Annotated in this window: 16 protein-coding genes; 5 read left to right on the forward strand and 11 right to left on the reverse strand. The window is 68.5% G+C overall.

Annotated features, from left to right (window positions below; all coding sequences use genetic code 11):
- The first annotated feature begins 74 nt into the window (after positions 1-74).
- Positions 75-479 (forward strand): DUF1330 domain-containing protein, encoded by a 405-nt coding sequence (locus NF616_RS05715; protein WP_252272172.1) that lies wholly within the window; start codon positions 75-77, stop codon positions 477-479.
- Here NF616_RS05715 and NF616_RS05720 read toward each other — a convergent pair.
- The 3 genes from NF616_RS05720 to NF616_RS05730 form a co-directional block, all read right to left on the reverse strand.
- Positions 476-2050, reverse strand: a complete 1575-nt coding sequence (locus NF616_RS05720) for an EAL domain-containing protein (protein ID WP_252272174.1) — start codon at positions 2048-2050, stop codon at positions 476-478. The genes NF616_RS05715 and NF616_RS05720 overlap by 4 nt on opposite strands.
- Before the next feature lie 109 nt (positions 2051-2159).
- The gene (locus NF616_RS05725; protein ID WP_252272176.1) at positions 2160-2933 is read right to left on the reverse strand and encodes an N-acetylmuramoyl-L-alanine amidase; all 774 of its coding nucleotides are present in this window, start codon (positions 2931-2933) and stop codon (positions 2160-2162) included.
- A gap of 23 nt (positions 2934-2956) precedes the next feature.
- On the reverse strand, positions 2957-3550 hold the full coding sequence (locus NF616_RS05730) for a MarC family protein (RefSeq protein ID WP_252272177.1): 594 nt from the start codon (positions 3548-3550) through the stop codon (positions 2957-2959).
- A 175-nt stretch (positions 3551-3725) separates the two neighbouring features.
- Between NF616_RS05730 and NF616_RS05735 the strand changes: the two genes are divergently transcribed.
- Positions 3726-5150 carry a DASH family cryptochrome gene (locus tag NF616_RS05735; protein WP_252272179.1) on the forward strand — a complete coding sequence of 475 codons (1425 nt, stop codon included), beginning with the start codon at positions 3726-3728 and terminating at the stop codon, positions 5148-5150.
- Between the two features lie 8 nt (positions 5151-5158).
- Here the strand turns inward: NF616_RS05735 and NF616_RS05740 are convergent, their stop codons facing one another.
- From NF616_RS05740 to NF616_RS05760, 5 genes are all read right to left on the reverse strand, one after another.
- Positions 5159-7123 (reverse strand): GGDEF domain-containing protein, encoded by a 1965-nt coding sequence (locus tag NF616_RS05740; protein ID WP_252272181.1) that lies wholly within the window; start codon positions 7121-7123, stop codon positions 5159-5161.
- Between the two features lie 24 nt (positions 7124-7147).
- The gene (locus NF616_RS05745; RefSeq protein ID WP_252272183.1) at positions 7148-7993 is read right to left on the reverse strand and encodes an endonuclease/exonuclease/phosphatase family protein; all 846 of its coding nucleotides are present in this window, start codon (positions 7991-7993) and stop codon (positions 7148-7150) included.
- Between the two features lie 10 nt (positions 7994-8003).
- Positions 8004-8633, reverse strand: a complete 630-nt coding sequence (locus NF616_RS05750) for a thiol:disulfide interchange protein DsbA/DsbL (RefSeq protein WP_252272184.1) — start codon at positions 8631-8633, stop codon at positions 8004-8006.
- 218 nt (positions 8634-8851) lie between these two features.
- A complete protein-coding gene (locus NF616_RS05755) occupies positions 8852-9502 on the reverse strand; it encodes a c-type cytochrome (protein ID WP_252272186.1) in 651 nt (216 codons plus the stop codon).
- A gap of 45 nt (positions 9503-9547) precedes the next feature.
- Positions 9548-9841 (reverse strand): c-type cytochrome, encoded by a 294-nt coding sequence (locus NF616_RS05760; protein ID WP_252272187.1) that lies wholly within the window; start codon positions 9839-9841, stop codon positions 9548-9550.
- Between the two features lie 197 nt (positions 9842-10038).
- On the opposite strand from NF616_RS05760, the gene yihA reads away from it, so the two are divergent.
- On the forward strand, positions 10039-10689 hold the full coding sequence (gene yihA / locus NF616_RS05765) for a ribosome biogenesis GTP-binding protein YihA/YsxC (RefSeq protein WP_252272188.1): 651 nt from the start codon (positions 10039-10041) through the stop codon (positions 10687-10689).
- 397 nt (positions 10690-11086) lie between these two features.
- On the opposite strand, the gene polA is transcribed toward yihA, so the two are convergent.
- Complete coding sequence (polA, locus tag NF616_RS05770; protein WP_252272190.1) at positions 11087-13858, reverse strand: DNA polymerase I; 2772 nt, start codon at positions 13856-13858, stop codon at positions 11087-11089.
- A gap of 73 nt (positions 13859-13931) precedes the next feature.
- Between polA and NF616_RS05775 the strand changes: the two genes are divergently transcribed.
- Both NF616_RS05775 and NF616_RS05780 read left to right on the forward strand, forming a co-directional pair.
- Positions 13932-14216 carry a DUF2782 domain-containing protein gene (locus NF616_RS05775; protein WP_252272191.1) on the forward strand — a complete coding sequence of 95 codons (285 nt, stop codon included), beginning with the start codon at positions 13932-13934 and terminating at the stop codon, positions 14214-14216.
- Positions 14217-14222: 6 nt separating this feature from the next.
- A complete protein-coding gene (locus NF616_RS05780; RefSeq protein ID WP_252272194.1) occupies positions 14223-15173 on the forward strand; it encodes a homoserine kinase in 951 nt (316 codons plus the stop codon).
- Positions 15174-15260: 87 nt separating this feature from the next.
- Here the strand turns inward: NF616_RS05780 and NF616_RS05785 are convergent, their stop codons facing one another.
- Complete coding sequence (locus tag NF616_RS05785; RefSeq protein ID WP_252272195.1) at positions 15261-15608, reverse strand: hypothetical protein; 348 nt, start codon at positions 15606-15608, stop codon at positions 15261-15263.
- An 8-nt stretch (positions 15609-15616) separates the two neighbouring features.
- The gene (locus NF616_RS05790) at positions 15617-16516 is read right to left on the reverse strand and encodes a zinc ABC transporter substrate-binding protein (RefSeq protein ID WP_252272197.1); all 900 of its coding nucleotides are present in this window, start codon (positions 16514-16516) and stop codon (positions 15617-15619) included.
- Positions 16517-16541 lie beyond the last annotated feature (25 nt).

Below are 16541 nucleotides of genomic sequence, written 5' to 3' on the forward strand. Positions count from 1 at the left end.
CAGGCCGGCTGATGGCGGTTGAAGGGGGCGGCCGTAGCGAACAGGCTGGCCGCCTACCCTCACGGAGATCGCCCATGCCCAGCCTCAACCCCAGCCCGGCGCAACTGGCCGCCTTCGCCGCCGACATGCCCGCGGGCCAACCCATCCTCATGCTCAACCTGCTGCGCTACAACGCCGCGGCCGCCTATCCGGACGCCAGTCCGCACGCAGCCTGCAGCGGCCGCGAGGCCTATGCCCGCTACAGCCGCAAGGCCCTGGCCAAGGTACGTGGCGTGGGCGGCGAGGTGCGCCTGCTGACCCCGGCGCGCGCCGCACTCATCGCGCCAGAGGGCGAGACCTGGGACGAAGTGCTGCTGGTGCGCTATCCCTCGCCGGAGGCCTTCCTCGGCATGCTCGCCGACCCCGAATACCGCGCCGCCACCGTGCATCGCACCGCGGCCCTGGCCGACTCGCGGCTGATCGGCTGCCAGGACGCCTAGGCCGCCTGCAGCTCCAGCAGCTTGCGGAACTGCCGGGCGGTAAGCGGCTTGGCGAACAGCCAGCCCTGGCCGCAGTGTGCGCCCTGGGACGCGAGGAACAGCGCCTGGGCCTCGTGCTCGATGCCCTCCGCCACCACCTTCAGCTGCAGCGCGTTGGCCATCTGGATGATGTGCGGCGCCACGCCGCTGCTGGCGGCGTCGTGGCCCAGGGCATCGACGAAGGATTTATCGATCTTCAGCACGTCGGCCGGCAGCTCCTGCAGGTAGGAGAGGCTGGAGTAGCCGGTGCCGAAGTCGTCGATCAGCACCCGGTGGCCACTGGCGCGCAGCTGCGCCAGCACGCCCTTGGCGGCCTGGATGTCGGCCAGCCCCGACTCGGTGACCTCGAAGGCGATCTGCGCGGCGCTGACCCGGTACTGCAGCAGCAGGCGCGAGGCCAGGGCGCCGATGCGCGGCTCGGCCACGTCGCAGGCAGCCAGGTTGATCGACACATACAGGCCCGGGCGCTGGCGCAGCAGCTCGCCGAGCTGGGCGAGGGTCTGTTCCAGCATGTAGTCGGTGATCTCGCGGATCTGCCCGCTGCTCTCGGCCATGGGAATGAAATGGTCGGGGCCGAGCAGCTTGCCGTCGGCGCGGCGCCAGCGCACCAGCGCCTCGGCGCCGACGCAGCGGCGACTCTCCAGGTCGAAGATCGGCTGGTAGCGCACTCGCAGCGCGCGCCGGCGCAGCGCCGAGGCCAGCGAGCCACCGAGCGACTGGCGATAGCTGACCAGGTGATAAGTGGTGCCGCCGACCAGCAGCGCCAGCAGCACGGCCACCGGCAGCCAGCCCGCCATGCCCTGGCGCAGGCGCTGCTGCAGCAGGCTGCGGTCGGCGAACAGCACCAGCTCGAAGTCCGGGCTGTTGGTCGGCATGCGGTAGATCAACTGGTCCGGCGTCAGCAGCAGCGCCTGCTTTTGCGGCCAACCCTCGGCCGGCGGCCATGCCTGAGCCTGGCCGAGGATGGGCAGCGCGGCCGAGCCGCCGCCGGGCACGATCATCAGGCTGCCGCCGGGTGGCAGCTCGACCATGTCGGCCAGGTGGCCGCGAGACGTGGACAGGCGAAAATGTCCGCGGCCGACCACCAGCGCGGCCAGGTCGTCATCCGGCTGGGTCGTGGTGTTCAGCCAGTAGCGCTGGCGTTCGCCCTCCAGGTCCGCCGGCCGCTCCGGGCCGAATGAGCTACGCCGCGGCGACGACGAGCAGCGCTGACCGCCGCCGATAAAGGCCGCCTCGTAGACGAAGCGGTGCTGGAACACCACGCGGCGCAGGGTCTCCACCATGGCGATGTCGCAACCGCGCAACGGCTGCTGCTCCAGCTCGTCGAGAGCGGCGCCGAGCTGGCCGAAGATCTGCTCGATGCGCTGCAGGAAGCGCTGACCCTGCGCCTGCAGGCGCTCGGCCTCGGCCCGCTGGGCCTGCTGATTGGCCAGCCACAGACCGGCGGCAGTGAACAGCAGCAGCGCGAGGCAACCGGCCAATAGCGCCGCCGGCCAGGGACGGAAAATCAGGCGGCGCAGGCTGAGCGACATGGGGAGGGCTCCGGACGGGACCCTTCAGGTATAGCCCAGCGGCAGGCGCCGGCGCCGCGCATCGCTCGGTGCGCAGCGAAATGCCCGAGCGGGTCGACGGACGGCCACCTCAGCGCCCGTTGAGCACCTGGAGGATGGCCGCGCTCTCGGCATCCGGCTCGCCGTCGTAACGGGCCGGGCGGTACTTCATCTGGAAGGCGATCAGCACGTTGCGGGTCGCCTGATCCAGCACGCCGGTATGCGGCACCGTGTAGCCGAGTTGCTGCAACTGCTGCTGGAACCAGAAGACATCCGCCGGCACGGCGGCGAAGCGCGCCTGCTCGCGGGCCACGGCGGCGGCATCCGGCCAGCGGATCAGGCCGGCGTCGGCCAGGCGCTTCCAGGGGAACAGCGGGCCCGGGTCGACCTTGCGCTGCGGCGCGACGTCGCTGTGACCGATGATGCTGTCGATCGGCAGGTCGTGGCGCTGGACCAGGTCCTTGAGCAAGGCGATCAGAGCCTGGATCTGTGCCTCGCCGTAGGGCTGCCAGTAACGCCCGGTGGGTCCGTCGTAGTAGCCCTGGTTGACCAGCTCGATGCCGATGCTGCTGGCGTTGAGCCAGGTGCGGCCCTGCCACTCGCTGACCCCGGCGTGCCAGGCGCGGCGGTCCTCGTCGACCAGGCGGTAGACCTTGGCCGAGCCGTCGCCGATCAGGTAGTGGGCGCTGACCTCGCCATGGGTCAGCAGGGCCAGCGAGCGCGCAAGGTCGGTCGAGGTGTAGTGCAGGACGATGTACTGCACGCGGCTGCTCTGGCCCTGCGAGCGCAGGCTGTCGTCGATGCTCAGGCCACCGGCGCAGCCGGCGAGGAGCAGGGCGGTGAGGGCGAGGAAGGCGAATCTCATGGGCGAGGCGGGCACCGTTCGGCTCAGGGGGTGATGTGCAGGATGCTCTGCAGGTTGTCAAGCAGCATGTCGACGCTGAGCATGATCAGCAACATGCCGGTCAGCCGCTCCACGGCGGTGAGACCGCGCGGGCCGAGGAATTTCTGCAGCCACGAGGCCTGCAGCAGGATGCTGGCGGTGGCCAGCCAGGCCAGGCCGACGGCCAGGTACAGTTCCCAGATCGGACCGTCATAGGTGCTGCGCAGGGTCAGCAGGATGGCCAGGGCCGACGGCCCGGCCACCGCCGGGGTGGCCAGCGGCACCAGCAGCGGCTCGCCGTCGGGCAAGTCGCCCAAGACGCCTTCCGGACGCGGGAAGATCAGGCGCATGGCGATGACGAAGAGGATGATGCCGCCGGCGATGGCGGTGGATTCGCGCGACAGGCCCAGGCCGCTGAGGATCTTGTCGCCGAAGGTGAGGAACAGCATCAGCAGCGCCAGGGCCAGCAGCAGCTCGCGCAGGGCCACACGCATGCGCCGTTCGGGCGCGACGTTCTTCAGCGCGGCCAGGTAGATGGCGATGTTGCCGAAGGGATCGGTGACCAGAAAGACCAGGACGGCGACGGCGAAGATATCCATGTGTACTCCTTGCAGATCGGCACAGTCTACCGGCCGACACGACGCCGGCAAAACGAGAGTCCCGTCACAGCGCGCGCGGCGTGCGCCGCCGCACAGGCGAAGCCGGGGGACGAACGGCGGCCCGCTGCGCCCACGGCGGCCTATCGTCAATGCACCGCTCCCGAGGAAACCCGCCATGCGCCGTGTGCTGCTCTGGTTCAAGCAGGATCTGCGCCTCGACGACCACCCGGCCCTGCAGGCCGCCATGGCCGCCGACCGTCTGCTGCCGCTGTACGTCCTCGATCCCGCCTTGTTGCTCCCCGGCCCCCTGGGCAGCCGCCGCCTCGGCGTGCATCGCGCGCGTTTCCTGCTGGAAAGCCTGGTCGCCCTCGACGGCGAGCTGCGCCAGCGCGGCTCCGGCCTGCGGGTGGTACAGGGCCGGGTCGAAGAGTGGATTCCGCGCCTGGTCGAGGAGCTCGACCTGGACGCCGTGCTGACGCTGGACGAGATCGTGCCCGACGAGCGCGCCCGGCTCGATGCGGTGGCGCATGCGCTGGGCCGCCGCGCGCCGCTGCAGCGGCTGCCCGCCGACCATCTGCTGGGCGACGGCGAGTTGCCCTGCCCGCCCAGCGAGCTGCCACAGGTGTTCAGCCGCTTCCGCGAGGCGGTCGAACAACGCCCGCCGGTGTTCCAGCCACGGCCTGCGGCGGCGCGCCTGCCGGCGCTGCCGGACGAGGCCGGCGGTTACGGCGGCGCGCTGCCCAGCCTGTCCCAGCTCGGCCTGGGCGAGCCGCTCGCCGAGCCCAACAGCGCCTTCCCCTTCGCCGGCGGCGAGCCGGCCGGGCAGGCGCGGCTGCGCGACTACCTGTGGCTGAGCCAGGGCGTGCGCCAGTACCTGGAGACCCGCGACGGCATGGTCGGCAGCGAATACTCGTCCAAGCTCTCGCCCTGGCTGGCCAACGGCAGCCTGTCGGCGCGCAGGGTGACGGCCGAACTGCGTCGCCATGAGTCGCAGTACGGACAGAACGATTCGACCCGCGCGCTCTGGCAACAGCTGCTGTGGCGCGACTTCTTCCGCCGCACCCTGGCGCGCCACGGCGACGCCCTGTTCCGCAGTGCCGGGCTGAAGGCCACGGCACGCGCGCCGACGCACCTGGACGAGCGCTTCGAGCGCTGGTGCCAGGGCCGCACCGGCATGCCACTGGTGGACGCCAACATGCGCGAGCTCGCGGCCACCGGCTATCTGTCCGCCCGCGGTCGCCAGATCGTCGCCACCTACCTGGTCGGCGACCTGCGACAGGACTGGCGCCACGGCGCCGCCTGGTTCGAGGAGCATCTGCTGGATTACGACCCGGCGAGCACCTGGGGCAACTGGGCCTACCTCGCCGGTGTCGCCAGCGATCCGCGTCGTCGGCCGCTGGCCAACGCCCTGCGTCAGGCCCGCCACTACGACCCCGAAGCCACCTACGTCAGCCTGTGGCTGCCTGAGCTGCGCAGCGTACCGCCGCAGCTGCGGCATACGCCCTTCCTGCTGCCGCACCTGCAACTGGACGCCATGGGCTATCCGCGCCTGGAGCACATTCCGGAAGCCTGGAAGCCCTATCTGCCCAGCGCCGCCTGAGCCGGGCGCTAGCCCAGCTCGACGCAGTTGCGCCCGGCGGCCTTGGCCCGGTACAGCGCCTGGTCGGCACGGGCGAAGGCGGCATCGGCGCTCTCGCCGACCATGAATGCGGTCAGCCCGGCCGACAGGGTGATGGTCACCGGCTCGCCGCGGAAGTGAAACGGACAGGCCTCGACCGCCGCGCGCAGGGTCTCGAGCAGCTGCTGGCCGCCATCCAGCGGGGTGCTGGGCACCAGCAGGACGAACTCCTCGCCGCCGAAACGGGCGAGGAAATCGGTCTTGCGCAGGCGCCGCGCCAGCTCGCCGGCGATGATCTTCAGCACCTTGTCGCCGGCCAGGTGGCCGTAGCCGTCGTTGATCCGCTTGAAGTGGTCGACGTCCAGCACCGCCAGCAGCAGCTCGCCGCCGTAGCGGCGCCAGCGGGCCAGCTCCAGGTCCAGGCGTTCGGCCCAGCCGGCGCGATTGGCCAGGCCGGTGAGCGGGTCGACCAGCGCCTTTTGCCGCTGCTCCTCGATGTGCTCGCGAAACCCCTGGGCCTCGCGCTCCATGTCGGCGACCTTCTGCGACAGCGCCTGCAGGCGCTTGCCGACTTCCTCTTCGCGGCCCTCGCGCTGGCGCTGATGGTCGCTGACCGTGCCGAGCAGGCCGTCCAGGCGCTGCTCCAGGGCCCGCTTCAGGCTGGGCAGGTCGGCTGCCTCCTGCACGCTGGCCTGCAGGTCGCTGACCTGTTCGCGCAGCTCCTGATTGAAGTTGCGCGAGCTTTCCACCGACTCGCTGTAGCCTTCGTGCGCCTCGGCGAGGGTGCCGAGGAAGGCCGCCAGGCGCTCGTTGAGCTGCTGCAGGTAGCCGGCGAATTCGCGTTGGCCGCTGTCGGTGACGGCCAGCACCAGCACCGCCAGGTCGTCGAGCAGCGGCACCAGCTCGTACCAGTTCAGTCCGCCACCCTGCAGCCGCTCGCGCAGCGCCTCGCCCAGGGGCTTGTGGTGTTCCGGCAGTTCCAGCTCGTCGAGCAGACGCAGCAGGCTCTCGGCGATATGCGGTGCCACGGCGCTGTAGCCGGGCTCGGGGCGATCCGGCAGGGCGTAGTCGGGGTTGCCGTCGCCGGTGATGATGCGGGCGTCCAGCGGCAGGCTGTCGAGACTGGAGGCGAAGGGCTGCGCCGCACCACGCACAGGCGTCGGTGCCGCCGGCTCGAGCGGGCTCGCCGCTGCACGGGGCGCCGGCTGAAGCGGTTCCGCCGCCGGCGCGGCCGCGGCGGGCCGCTCGACCGGAGATGGTTGCGGAGTCGGAGTCGGAGTCGGAGTCGGAGTCGGAGTCGGAGTCGGAGTCGGAGTCGGAGTCGGAGTCGGAGTCGGAGTCGGCAGATCCTCGTCGTCGTCGGCATCCATGGCAAGAGAGGGTGATGGCTGTGCCTGCGGCTGAACGGCCTGAGCCTCGACGGGCGCCTCATCGCGGCCGCCGCCGAACAGGCGCTGCAGCAGGCCGGGGCGCTCCACCGGCTCGCTGCCCAGCAAGCTCAGGGTCTTGCCCTGCAGGCTGCTCAGTTCGGCCAGCAGCGCCGGCAACTCGCGGGGCTGACCGGCACGCTCGTCGATGCGCTTGGCGAATTGTTTGAGCGCCTTGCGCACCTCCCGCGGCGGCTCCAGGGCCAGCAGTTGCTGGGCCAGGCCAGTGAGGCCGGCGATGTTCTGCTCGACACGCTGCTGGCGGCGTTGCTCGGAGTCCAGCACCGCCTTCTCCAGGCGCGGAATCAGCGCGGAGAGGCCGGCATCCATCTTCTCGCCGCGGATCAGCTCACGCAGCTCCTGCATGCACTGGTCCACCGCCTTGTCGCTGCCTTCGGCGGCCAGCGAGCTACGCACCAGGCCGCGGCGCAGCAGGTCGAGACGCTCGTTCCAGCGTTGCTCCTCGCGCTCCTGCTGCTCGAGGCTCTCCAGGTACTTGGCTTTCCAGCGCTGGGCTTCATCGGTCATGGTGACGATCCAGTGGCAGGGCCACTACAGCATAGGCAGGTTGTTGCCCGTCGGCAGGCGGATATCCACCGCCACCGGCAGGTGATCGGAAATCGGCTGGCTCAGCACCTCGACGCGCTCCAGCACCAGTTCGGGGCTGAGCAGAATGTGGTCGAGACAGCGCTGCGGCCGCCAGCTGGGGAAGGTCGCCTCGATCTGCGGCGCCACCAGGCCCAGCTCGCGCAGCGGCGAGTGCTGCAGCAGTTCTACGGCATGGGTGTTCATGTCGCCCATCAGCACCACGTGGCGATGACCCTCGATCAGCTCGCGTACATAGGCCAGCTGGCGCGTGCGGGTACGGGCGCCGAGCGCCAGATGCAGATTGAGCACCACCAGGGCATCCGGCCCCTCGCCGAAGCGCAGCAGGATCGCCCCGCGACCGGGCGGGCCGGGCAGCGGATGGTCCTCGAGGCGGTCCGGGCGCAGCCGGCTGAGCACACCGTTGCTGTGCTGCGCCATGCGTCCGAGATTGCGGTTGAGCTGCTGGTACCAGTAAGGGAAGTCGCCCAGCTCGGCCAGGCGCTCCACCTGATTGACGTAGCCCGAGCGCAGGCTGCCGCCGTCCACCTCCTGCAGCGCGACCAGGTCGTAGTCGCCGAGCAGGGCGCCGATCCGCTGCAGATTGCCCGCGCGACCGGGGTGCGGCAGCAGGTGCTGCCAGCTGCGGGTCAGGTAGTGATGATAGCGGCCGGTGCTGATGCCGACCTGGATGTTGAAGCTGAGCAGGCGCAGACGGCCGTCGCCACAGCCGCCACCGGAATCCGCGCAAAGGCCGTTGACCTGCGTTTGGCGCAGGCTAGCGGAACGCCCGAAATTCCAGCGGCGCAACATGGCGGTTCACTCAGTTGGCGGAACGCTCTTGCTGGATCAGGTGGTCGGCCACCTGTAGGGTTTCCTGCTCGCCACCGGACGAGCTCACGTCGAAGCGGTACTTGCCGTTGACGATCAGCACCGGCACGCCGGTGATCTGGTAGGCCACCGCCAGCTTCTTGGCCTTGGCCATCTGGCCCTTCACGGCGAAGGAGTTGAAGGTGCTGAGGAACTTGTCCTTGTCCACGCCCTGGCCGGCGAGGAACTCGGCCATCTCTTCAGGCGTGGCCAGCTTGCGCTTCTCGCGGTGGATGGCGTTGAACACCGCCTCGTGTACCTGCTGCTCCACGCCCATGGATTCCAGGGTGATGAACAGCTGGCCATGCACGTCCCAGATGCCGCCGAACAGGGCGGGGATGCGCACGAAATTGACGTCTTCCGGCAGCTTCTCGACCCAGGGGTTGAGGGTCGGCTCGAACTGGTAGCAGTGCGGGCAGCCGTACCAGAACAGCTCGACCACCTCGATCTTGCCCGGCTGCGAGACCGGTACCGGGTTGCTCAGCTCGACATACTGACGACCGGCTTCGATGTCGGCGGCCTGGGCGCCCAGGCCCAGCAGACTGAGGCCGGCGAAGGCGGCGCTGAGAATCAGGTTACGCATGCAGAACTCCTTGACGATGGGGACCGCGCGAGCGCGGCGGCTCGGTTCGACCGACGCCGCCTAAGCGGGTTCCGGCATTGTAGCGGCAGCGCAAATGAAAAAGGGTGGCCGTGGCCACCCTTTTGTTTCCGCTTGTCAGCGCCCGATCAGAATCCGTTTACGCTCTTGCGAGCTGGAGAAAGGCCAGGCGAAAGCGGCCGCAGATCGCAAGCGGGTTCTCAGTGCAGGCCCTGGATATAGCTGGACACGGCTTCGATGTCCTTGTTGCTCAGCTTGGCCGCGATGGCACGCATGATCATCGCGTCACCGTCGTTGGTGCGGTTGCCTTCGCGGAAGTCGGTCAGCTGCTTGGCCACGTACTGTGCATGCTGGCCACCCAGTTTCGGGAAGCCCGCGGCGGCCAGGCCGGCGCCATTCGGGGAGTGGCAGCCGGTGCAGGCGGGCATGCCTTCTTCCAGCTTGCCACCGCGGAACAGCGCTTCACCACGCTCGACCAGCTTGGGATCGGCGGCACCGACGCTGCCCTGCTGGCTGGAAAAGTAGGCGGCGATGTCGGCCAGATCCTGTTCGTTGAACGGGTCCAGCATACCGGTCATCTCCAGCACCTTGCGGCCCTCGCCCGGCTGGGCGGTCGGCGCGGTGCCGGCCTTGATGTCATGCAGCTGCTTCAGCAGGTAGCGCTCACCCTGGCCGGCCAGCTTGGGGAAGTTCGGCGCGGGGCTGTTGCCATCGGCACCGTGGCAGGCGCCACAGACAGCGGTCTTGGCCTTGCCGGCCTCGGCATCGCCGACGATCTTGCCGGCGTCGGCGGCTTGCGCTGCCACGGAGACACCCAGGCTCAACAGGAGACTCACCAGTACTTTGTTCATCAGCTAATCCAATAACGGCTAGAGGTAATTAGGTTTTCTACGGGACTACTCGCTCATCAACTCGATGACGGCCTGGTAGTCCTCGGTGCTGCAATCCATGCACAGGCCACGAGGTGGCATGGCATTCAAACCGTTGGTGACACTTTGCACCATCGCATCCATGCCCTTGGCCATTCTGGGCTCCCAAGCCGCCTTGTCGCCCCGCTTGGGGGCCATCGGCAGTTGCCCATTGTGGCAGGCCGCACAGGCCTTGGCATAAACCGCTTCGGCGTCCTGGGCCGCACTCGCGGTACCCGACAACCAAAACAAGACGGCGCCGACGATCAGCACTCTTTTCATAGCCAACCTCATCAGGAGGGAACGGCCTGCGTCTGTCGCGCAGCGGTTCTGTCTCGTTCCCGGCGGAAGGACAAAGCGCACACAAAATCTGCGGCATTATATACTGGCGTCGCTGAAACGGAAGCGACAGCATGCCGCGCCCCAGGGGCTTCCCGGGCCGCCGCCCGCGCTTCCGCCCCCGCCCATACGGACCTCCCATGTCATCGAAGAACCCGATTCTCGGCCTATGCCAACAGGCCACTTTCCTCATCAGCGCCGCCAAGGTCGACCAGTGTCCAGAGGACCAGGGCCGTGAAGTGGCCTTCGCCGGTCGCTCCAACGCCGGCAAGTCGAGCGCGCTGAATACCCTGACCCACGCTAGCCTGGCGCGCACCTCGAAGACCCCGGGGCGCACCCAGCTGCTCAACTTCTTCCGCCTGGACGACGAACGCCGCCTGGTCGACCTGCCGGGCTACGGCTACGCCAAGGTACCGATCCCGCTCAAGCAGCACTGGCAGAAGCATCTGGAGGCCTACCTCGGCAGCCGTGAGAGCCTGTGCGGGCTGATCCTGCTGATGGACATCCGCCATCCGCTGACCGAATTCGACTGCATGATGCTGGACTGGTCCAAGGCCAGCGGCATGCCGCTGCACATCCTGCTGACCAAGGCCGACAAGCTGGCCTTCGGCGCGGCGAAGAACGCCCTGCTCAAGGTGCGCCAGGCCATCCAAAAGGACTGGGGCGACGACGTCGCCAGCATCCAGCTGTTCTCCGCGCCCAAGCGCCAGGGCGTGGAGGAAGCGCAGCAGGTCCTGGCCCAGTGGCTGGGCCTGGGCGAGGACGACGAAAGCGGCGATTCCGCCAGCTAGAGCCAGGCCGGGCGCGAGAACCCAAGCGGCCCGAGGGCGGCGAAACGGATCAGGTAGTTGGAGATTTCGCGCTGGAGATGATAAGCCCGAAGCGCCGCGCCATGGCCCGCTTTCGATGACGCCTCGCCGGCACGCGGCAAATCGCGGGCAAAAAAAACCCCGGGCTTCGTATGGGGAGGGAGAAGTCCGGGGTTCAATTCTGAACCGCTAGGGCGGGGTTCAGAGATCTGCCAACACTAAAACACAGCTAGGAGCATCGAAGGGCTTGCATGCCATTCGTGATCTCTGACCGGCCTTCCTGGCGGTTAGTTCAGTTTTTTTTAAATCGCATTTCCATAACCAAACGCAAATTCAGGTGTTTTAGGCATAAGCCGCTGCGACCTTATGCCGCAGCGCTTCAATGCGCCTCGTCCCAGTTGTCGCCCACACCGGCCTCCACCACCAGCGGCACGTCCAGTTCCGCCGCGCCACTCATCAGCGGCAGCAGGCCGGACCTCAGCGCGTCGATCTGATCCTCGCGTATTTCCAGTACCAGTTCGTCGTGCACCTGCAGGATGACCTTGGCATCCAGGCCCGACTGCGGCAGCCACTGGTCCACGGCGACCATGGCGCGCTTCATGATGTCCGCCGCGGTGCCCTGCATCGGCGCGTTGATCGCGGTACGCTCGGCGCCCTTGCGCAACGCCGGGTTCTTCGCGTGGATGTCCGGCAGATACAGACGGCGGCCGAACAGGGTCTCGACGAAGCCTTGCTGGCTGGCCTGCTCGCGGGTGCGCTCCATGTAGGCGAGCACGCCGGGGTAGCGGGCGAAGTAGCGGTCGATGTAGGCCTGGGCCTGCTTGCGGTCGACGCCGATCTGCTTGGCCAGGCCGAAGGCGCTCATGCCGTAGATCAGGCCGAAGTTGATCGCCTTGGCGCTGCGTCGCTGATCGTTGGTCACCTCCTCGAGCGCCACGCCGAATACCTCGGCGGCGGTCGCGCGGTGCACATCGAGGTCATGACGGAAGGCATCCAGCAGGCCTTCATCCTTGGCCAGATGGGCCATGATGCGCAGCTCGATCTGCGAATAGTCCGCCGACATCAGCTTGTAGCCCTTCGGCGCGACGAAGGCCTGGCGGATACGCCGGCCCTCGGCGGTGCGGATCGGGATGTTCTGCAGGTTCGGGTCGGTAGAGGACAGGCGCCCGGTCGCTGCGACGGCCTGGTGGTAGCTGGTGTGGATGCGCCCGGTGCGCGGGTTGATCTGCTCCGGCAGCCTGTCGGTGTAGGTGCTCTTCAGCTTGCTCAGCGAGCGGTACTGCATGATCACCTTGGGCAGCGCGTAATCCTGCTCGGCCAACTCGGCCAGCACGTTCTCGGCGGTGGACGGCTGGCCCGTGGCGGTCTTGCTCAGCACCGGCAGGCCGAGCTTTTCATAGAGAATGGCGCCGAGCTGCTTGGGCGAGCCGAGATTGAATTCCTGCTCGGCGATGGCGTAGGCCTCGCGCTCCAGCGCCACCATCTTTTCGCCCAGCTCGAGGCTCTGCTGGCCGAGCAGCTTGGCGTCGACCAGCGCGCCGTTGCGCTCGATCCGAACCAGCACCGGCACCAGCGGCATCTCGATCTCCTTGAGCACCTGGACCAGCGACGGTGTGGCCGAGAGCTTGGCCCATAGCGTCTGGTGCAGGCGCAGGGTGACGTCGGCGTCCTCGGCGGCGTAGGGGCCGGCCTGCTCGATGGCGATCTGGTCGAAGGTCAGCTGCTTGGCGCCTCGCCCGGCGATGTCTTCGAAGCGGATGGTGCTGTGCTCCAGGTACTTGAGCGCCAGGCTGTCCATGTCGTGGCGGGTCGCCGTCGAGTCGAGCACGTAGGACTCGAGCATGGTGTCGAAGGCCAGGCCCTGCATGTGGATCGGCGTGGCGGCATTGGCCAGCACGTTCATGTCGTACTTGGCGTGCTGGCCGACCTTGGCCTTGTTCGGGTCCTCGAGGATCGGCTTGAGCGCGCGCAGCACCGCCTCGCGGTCGAGCTGCTCGGGCACGCCCATGTAGGAGTGGGCCAGCGGCACGTAGGCGGCCTCGCCGGCCTCCACCGCGAAGGACACGCCGACCACCTGGGCCTGCTGGGCATCGAGGCTGGTGGTCTCGGTGTCGAAGGCGATCAGCTCGGCCTGCTCCAGCTTCTTCAGCCAGGCATCGAACTGCGCCTGCTCCATCACCGTCTCGTAGCAGGCCGCCGCGGCCGGCGCCTCGCTGAGAGGGCCCTCGTCGAACAGGCCGCCGGCCACCGGCGGGGTCTCCACGCTGCGGGCCTTCTCGCGCAGCAGCTCGTCCGTCCAGCCCTTGAATTCCAGCTCGGCATAGAGCGCGAGCAGGGCTTCGCGATCCGCCTCGCCCGGGTGCAGGTCATCGGTCTGCACGTCCAGCTCGACATCGGTCTTGATGGTCGCCAGTCGGTAGGAGAGGAACGCCATCTCGCGGTGCTCCTCCAGCTTGGCCGGCAGCGTCTTGGCCCCGCGGATCGGCAGCTCGGGCACCTTGTCGAGATTGGCGTAGAGCTCCTCGAGGCCGCCGCCGACGCCGACCAGCAGGCCCACCGCGGTCTTCTCGCCGACGCCGGGCACGCCGGGGATGTTGTCGACCTTGTCGCCCATCAGCGCCAGGTAATCGATGATCAGCTCGGGGCCGACGCCGAACTTGGCCTTCACCCCATCGATGTCGTAGACGCTGCCGGTCATGGTGTTGACCAGGGTGACGTGCGGGCACACCAGCTGAGCCATGTCCTTGTCGCCGGTGGAGATCACCACGTCGCGACCGGCGGCCGCGCAACGCCGCGCCAGGGTGCCGATCACGTCGTCGGCCTCTACGCCGTCGACGCACAGCAGCGGGTAGCCGAGCGCGCGCACCGCCGCATGCAGCGGCTCCACCTGGCCGCGTAGCTCCTCGGGCATGGGCGGGCGGTTGGCCTTGTATTCGGCAAACATCTGGTCGCGGAAGGTGCCGCCCTTGGCGTCGAAGACCACCGCGAAGGGGCTGTCCGGGTATTGCTTGCGCAGGCTCTTGAGCATGTTCAGCACACCCTTCACCGCGCCGGTCTGCAAGCCTTTGGAGGTGGCCAGCGGCGGCAGTGCGTGGAACGCGCGGTACAGGTAGGAAGAGCCGTCGACCAGGACCAGCGGGGCGTTAGACATGCGTGGAATCAACCTTTTCCATGGGGCCGGCGTTAGAATGGCCGGACCATTGACGAGAAAGGACAAGGTTACCATGCGCGCATTGAACCGCCTGATGCTGGCCGCCCTGCTGGTCGCCAGCCCCCTGGTCGCGATGGCCGAGGAAGAGGTCACCGGCGACCCGGACGTGACCATCCGCCAGGACGGCGACAAGACCATCACCGAATACCGGCAGAACGGATTTCTTTACGCCATCAAGGTCACGCCGAAGAACGGCAAGCCCTACTTCCTGGTGCGAGCCGACGGCAGCGAAGGCAACTTCGTTCGCTCCGACCAGCCGGACATGCTCATCCCCGCCTGGGAAATCTTCAGCTGGTAACCTTCCATGTCCGTTTTCACCCCCCTCGAACGTCATGAACTGGAAGTCTTCCTCGAGCCTTACGGGCTTGGCCGCCTGAAGGACTTCCAGGGCATCGCCGCCGGCAGCGAGAACAGCAATTTCTTCATCAGCCTGGAGGGCGGCGAGTTCGTCCTCACGCTGGTGGAACGCGGCCCGCGTGGCGACATGCCGTTCTTCGTCGACCTGCTCGAACGCCTGCACCAGGCCGGTCTGCCGGTGCCCTACGCGGTGCCGACACGCAGCGGCGAGGCCCTGCGCGAACTGGCCGGCAAGCCCGCGCTGCTGCAGCCGCGCCTGGCCGGCAAGCACCTCGCCCAGCCCAACGCCCATCACTGCCAGGAAGTCGGCACCTGGCTGGCGCGCCTGCACCTGGCGACCCGCGACGATATCCTCGAGCGGCGCAGCGACCGCGGCCTCGACTGGATGCTGGAAGAGGGCACGGTGCTGGCCCTGGAGCTGCACGACGAACAACTGCCGCTGCTGCGCGACAGCCTGCAGGAAGTGGAAACGCTGAAGGCGCGCATCCTCGCCCTGCCGCGCGCCAACCTGCACGCCGACCTGTTCCGCGACAACGCGCTGTTCGACGGCAACCAACTGGCCGGGGTGATCGACTTCTACAACGCCTGTTCCGGGCCGATGCTGTACGACCTGGCGATCACCCTGAACGACTGGTGCTCCCAGCCCGACGACGACTTCGACCTGCCACGCGCCCGCGCCCTGCTCGGCGCCTATGCCGCGCTGCGGCCCTTCACTCGCGCCGAGGCCGAGCTGTGGCCGGCCATGCTGCGCATCGCCTGCCTGCGCTTCTGGCTGTCGCGGCTGATCGCCGCGCGGCGTTTCCAGGGCCGCGACGTGCTGGTCAAGGATCCCGCCGAGTTCCAGCGGCGCCTGGCCCGGCGCCATCGGGTGGATCTGGCGCTGCCCTTCGCCCTCTGAGCGTCGGCCAACCGGCTCGAGGGCCGCGCGGCGGCGCCTGGGAAACGCGCCAAGCGCTCATGAGCTGACCGGCAGCCTGGGCCCGCTCTAGTCGCGAGCAGCGGAATCCGTGGCGGGTCGCAGGTTGTAGAGCCAGCGCTCGCCCTCGGGCGTGGCGACCGGCTGAAGCTGCGTGAATTCGCGCTTGTCGATCAGCAGCTCCAGCTGCGCCTGGGCGTTGTATTCGCAGAAGCGCACGCGCAGGCGCGTGCCGGCCGGCAGCGTGAGCCCCGCGCCGTCATCCAGTGCGACGGTGGTGCGGTAGTCGGCGAAGTCCCCAGAGCAGAGCAGATCCACCAGCCCCGCCTGCCAGCGCGCCGCCTGCCAGCCGGCCAGCGCACTCAGGCTCATCAACCCCAGCGTCAGCGTCGCCCACAGCCCTCTCTTGCCGCGCATGACGCCGCTCAGAGACCTTCCAGGCAGCCGGCCAGCCCGTCGGCTAGGTTCCGCAGCAGTTGCTCGTAGCTCTGTGCGCTGGCGCCCAGGGCATCCAGTTCGGCCAGCTGCACCGGCAGGCCGGCGGAGATCGTCTCGGCCAGACGCGGGCGCAGCGGCGGCTCGCTGAACACGCAGGCCGGGCCGGCGGCCTTGAGCCGTTCGCGCATGGCGGCGACCTGGCGCGCGCCGGGCTGCACTTCGCTGGCGGCGCTGAATACGCCGGCGTGCTCCAGGCCGTAGGCGGACTCGAAATAGTCGAAGGCCTGGTGGAAGACGAAGAATGGCTGCTCGGCCAGCGGCGCCAGGCGCGACTTCAGTTCGCCATCGAGGCTCGCGAGGCGCCGCTCGAAGGCCTGCAGATTGGCCTGGTAGCGCGCGGCGTTGCCCGGATCGGCGGCGGCCAGGTCGGCGGCCATCTTCGCGGCGATCACCCGGGCATTGGTCGGCAGCAACCAGAGGTGCGCGTCCAGGCTGCCGGGGCGGTGAGCATGGTCATGCTGTTCGCCTTCGTGCTCGTGATGGTGATGCTCGCCCTCGCCGAAGTGGCGCAGCGTCAATCCGGGCAGCGCCTGCACGGCGACGCTCGGCCGTTCGCGGCCGCTGAGCACACGCGGCAGGAAGCTCTCCATGTCCGGGCCGATCCAGTACAGCAGCTCGGCGCTCTGCACCCGGCGCACGTCGGACGGGCGCAGGGCGAAGTGGTGCGGCGATGCGCCCGGTGGCAGCAATACCTCTGGCTGGCCGAGGCCGTCCTGGACGGCGGCGGCGATCAGCTGCAGCGGTTTGATGCTGGTGAGTACCTTCACTTCGGCCTGGACGTGGAGGCTGAGAAGGGCGGCGGCGAGGAACAGGAAAAGGCGTGACACGACGGCAAGACTCGAATGCAAAAGG

It is taken from the genome of Pseudomonas subflava, assembly GCF_023823685.1.
Classification (GTDB): domain Bacteria; phylum Pseudomonadota; class Gammaproteobacteria; order Pseudomonadales; family Pseudomonadaceae; genus Aquipseudomonas; species Aquipseudomonas subflava.

Excerpts from the sequence above, each read along its gene's own strand:
- NF616_RS05715 (WP_252272172.1), top strand. The coding sequence starts at position 75 with ATGCCCAGCCTCAACCCCAGCCCGGCGCAACTGGCCGCCTTCGCCGCC.
- NF616_RS05720 (WP_252272174.1), bottom strand. The coding sequence starts at position 2,050 with ATGTCGCTCAGCCTGCGCCGCCTGATTTTCCGTCCCTGGCCGGCGGCG.
- NF616_RS05725 (WP_252272176.1), bottom strand. The coding sequence starts at position 2,933 with ATGAGATTCGCCTTCCTCGCCCTCACCGCCCTGCTCCTCGCCGGCTGC.
- NF616_RS05730 (WP_252272177.1), bottom strand. The coding sequence starts at position 3,550 with ATGGATATCTTCGCCGTCGCCGTCCTGGTCTTTCTGGTCACCGATCCC.
- NF616_RS05735 (WP_252272179.1), top strand. The coding sequence starts at position 3,726 with ATGCGCCGTGTGCTGCTCTGGTTCAAGCAGGATCTGCGCCTCGACGAC.
- NF616_RS05740 (WP_252272181.1), bottom strand. The coding sequence starts at position 7,123 with ATGACCGATGAAGCCCAGCGCTGGAAAGCCAAGTACCTGGAGAGCCTC.
- NF616_RS05745 (WP_252272183.1), bottom strand. The coding sequence starts at position 7,993 with ATGTTGCGCCGCTGGAATTTCGGGCGTTCCGCTAGCCTGCGCCAAACG.
- NF616_RS05750 (WP_252272184.1), bottom strand. The coding sequence starts at position 8,633 with ATGCGTAACCTGATTCTCAGCGCCGCCTTCGCCGGCCTCAGTCTGCTG.
- NF616_RS05755 (WP_252272186.1), bottom strand. The coding sequence starts at position 9,502 with ATGAACAAAGTACTGGTGAGTCTCCTGTTGAGCCTGGGTGTCTCCGTG.
- NF616_RS05760 (WP_252272187.1), bottom strand. The coding sequence starts at position 9,841 with ATGAAAAGAGTGCTGATCGTCGGCGCCGTCTTGTTTTGGTTGTCGGGT.
- yihA (WP_252272188.1), top strand. The coding sequence starts at position 10,039 with ATGTCATCGAAGAACCCGATTCTCGGCCTATGCCAACAGGCCACTTTC.
- polA (WP_252272190.1), bottom strand. The coding sequence starts at position 13,858 with ATGTCTAACGCCCCGCTGGTCCTGGTCGACGGCTCTTCCTACCTGTAC.
- NF616_RS05775 (WP_252272191.1), top strand. The coding sequence starts at position 13,932 with ATGCGCGCATTGAACCGCCTGATGCTGGCCGCCCTGCTGGTCGCCAGC.
- NF616_RS05780 (WP_252272194.1), top strand. The coding sequence starts at position 14,223 with ATGTCCGTTTTCACCCCCCTCGAACGTCATGAACTGGAAGTCTTCCTC.
- NF616_RS05785 (WP_252272195.1), bottom strand. The coding sequence starts at position 15,608 with ATGCGCGGCAAGAGAGGGCTGTGGGCGACGCTGACGCTGGGGTTGATG.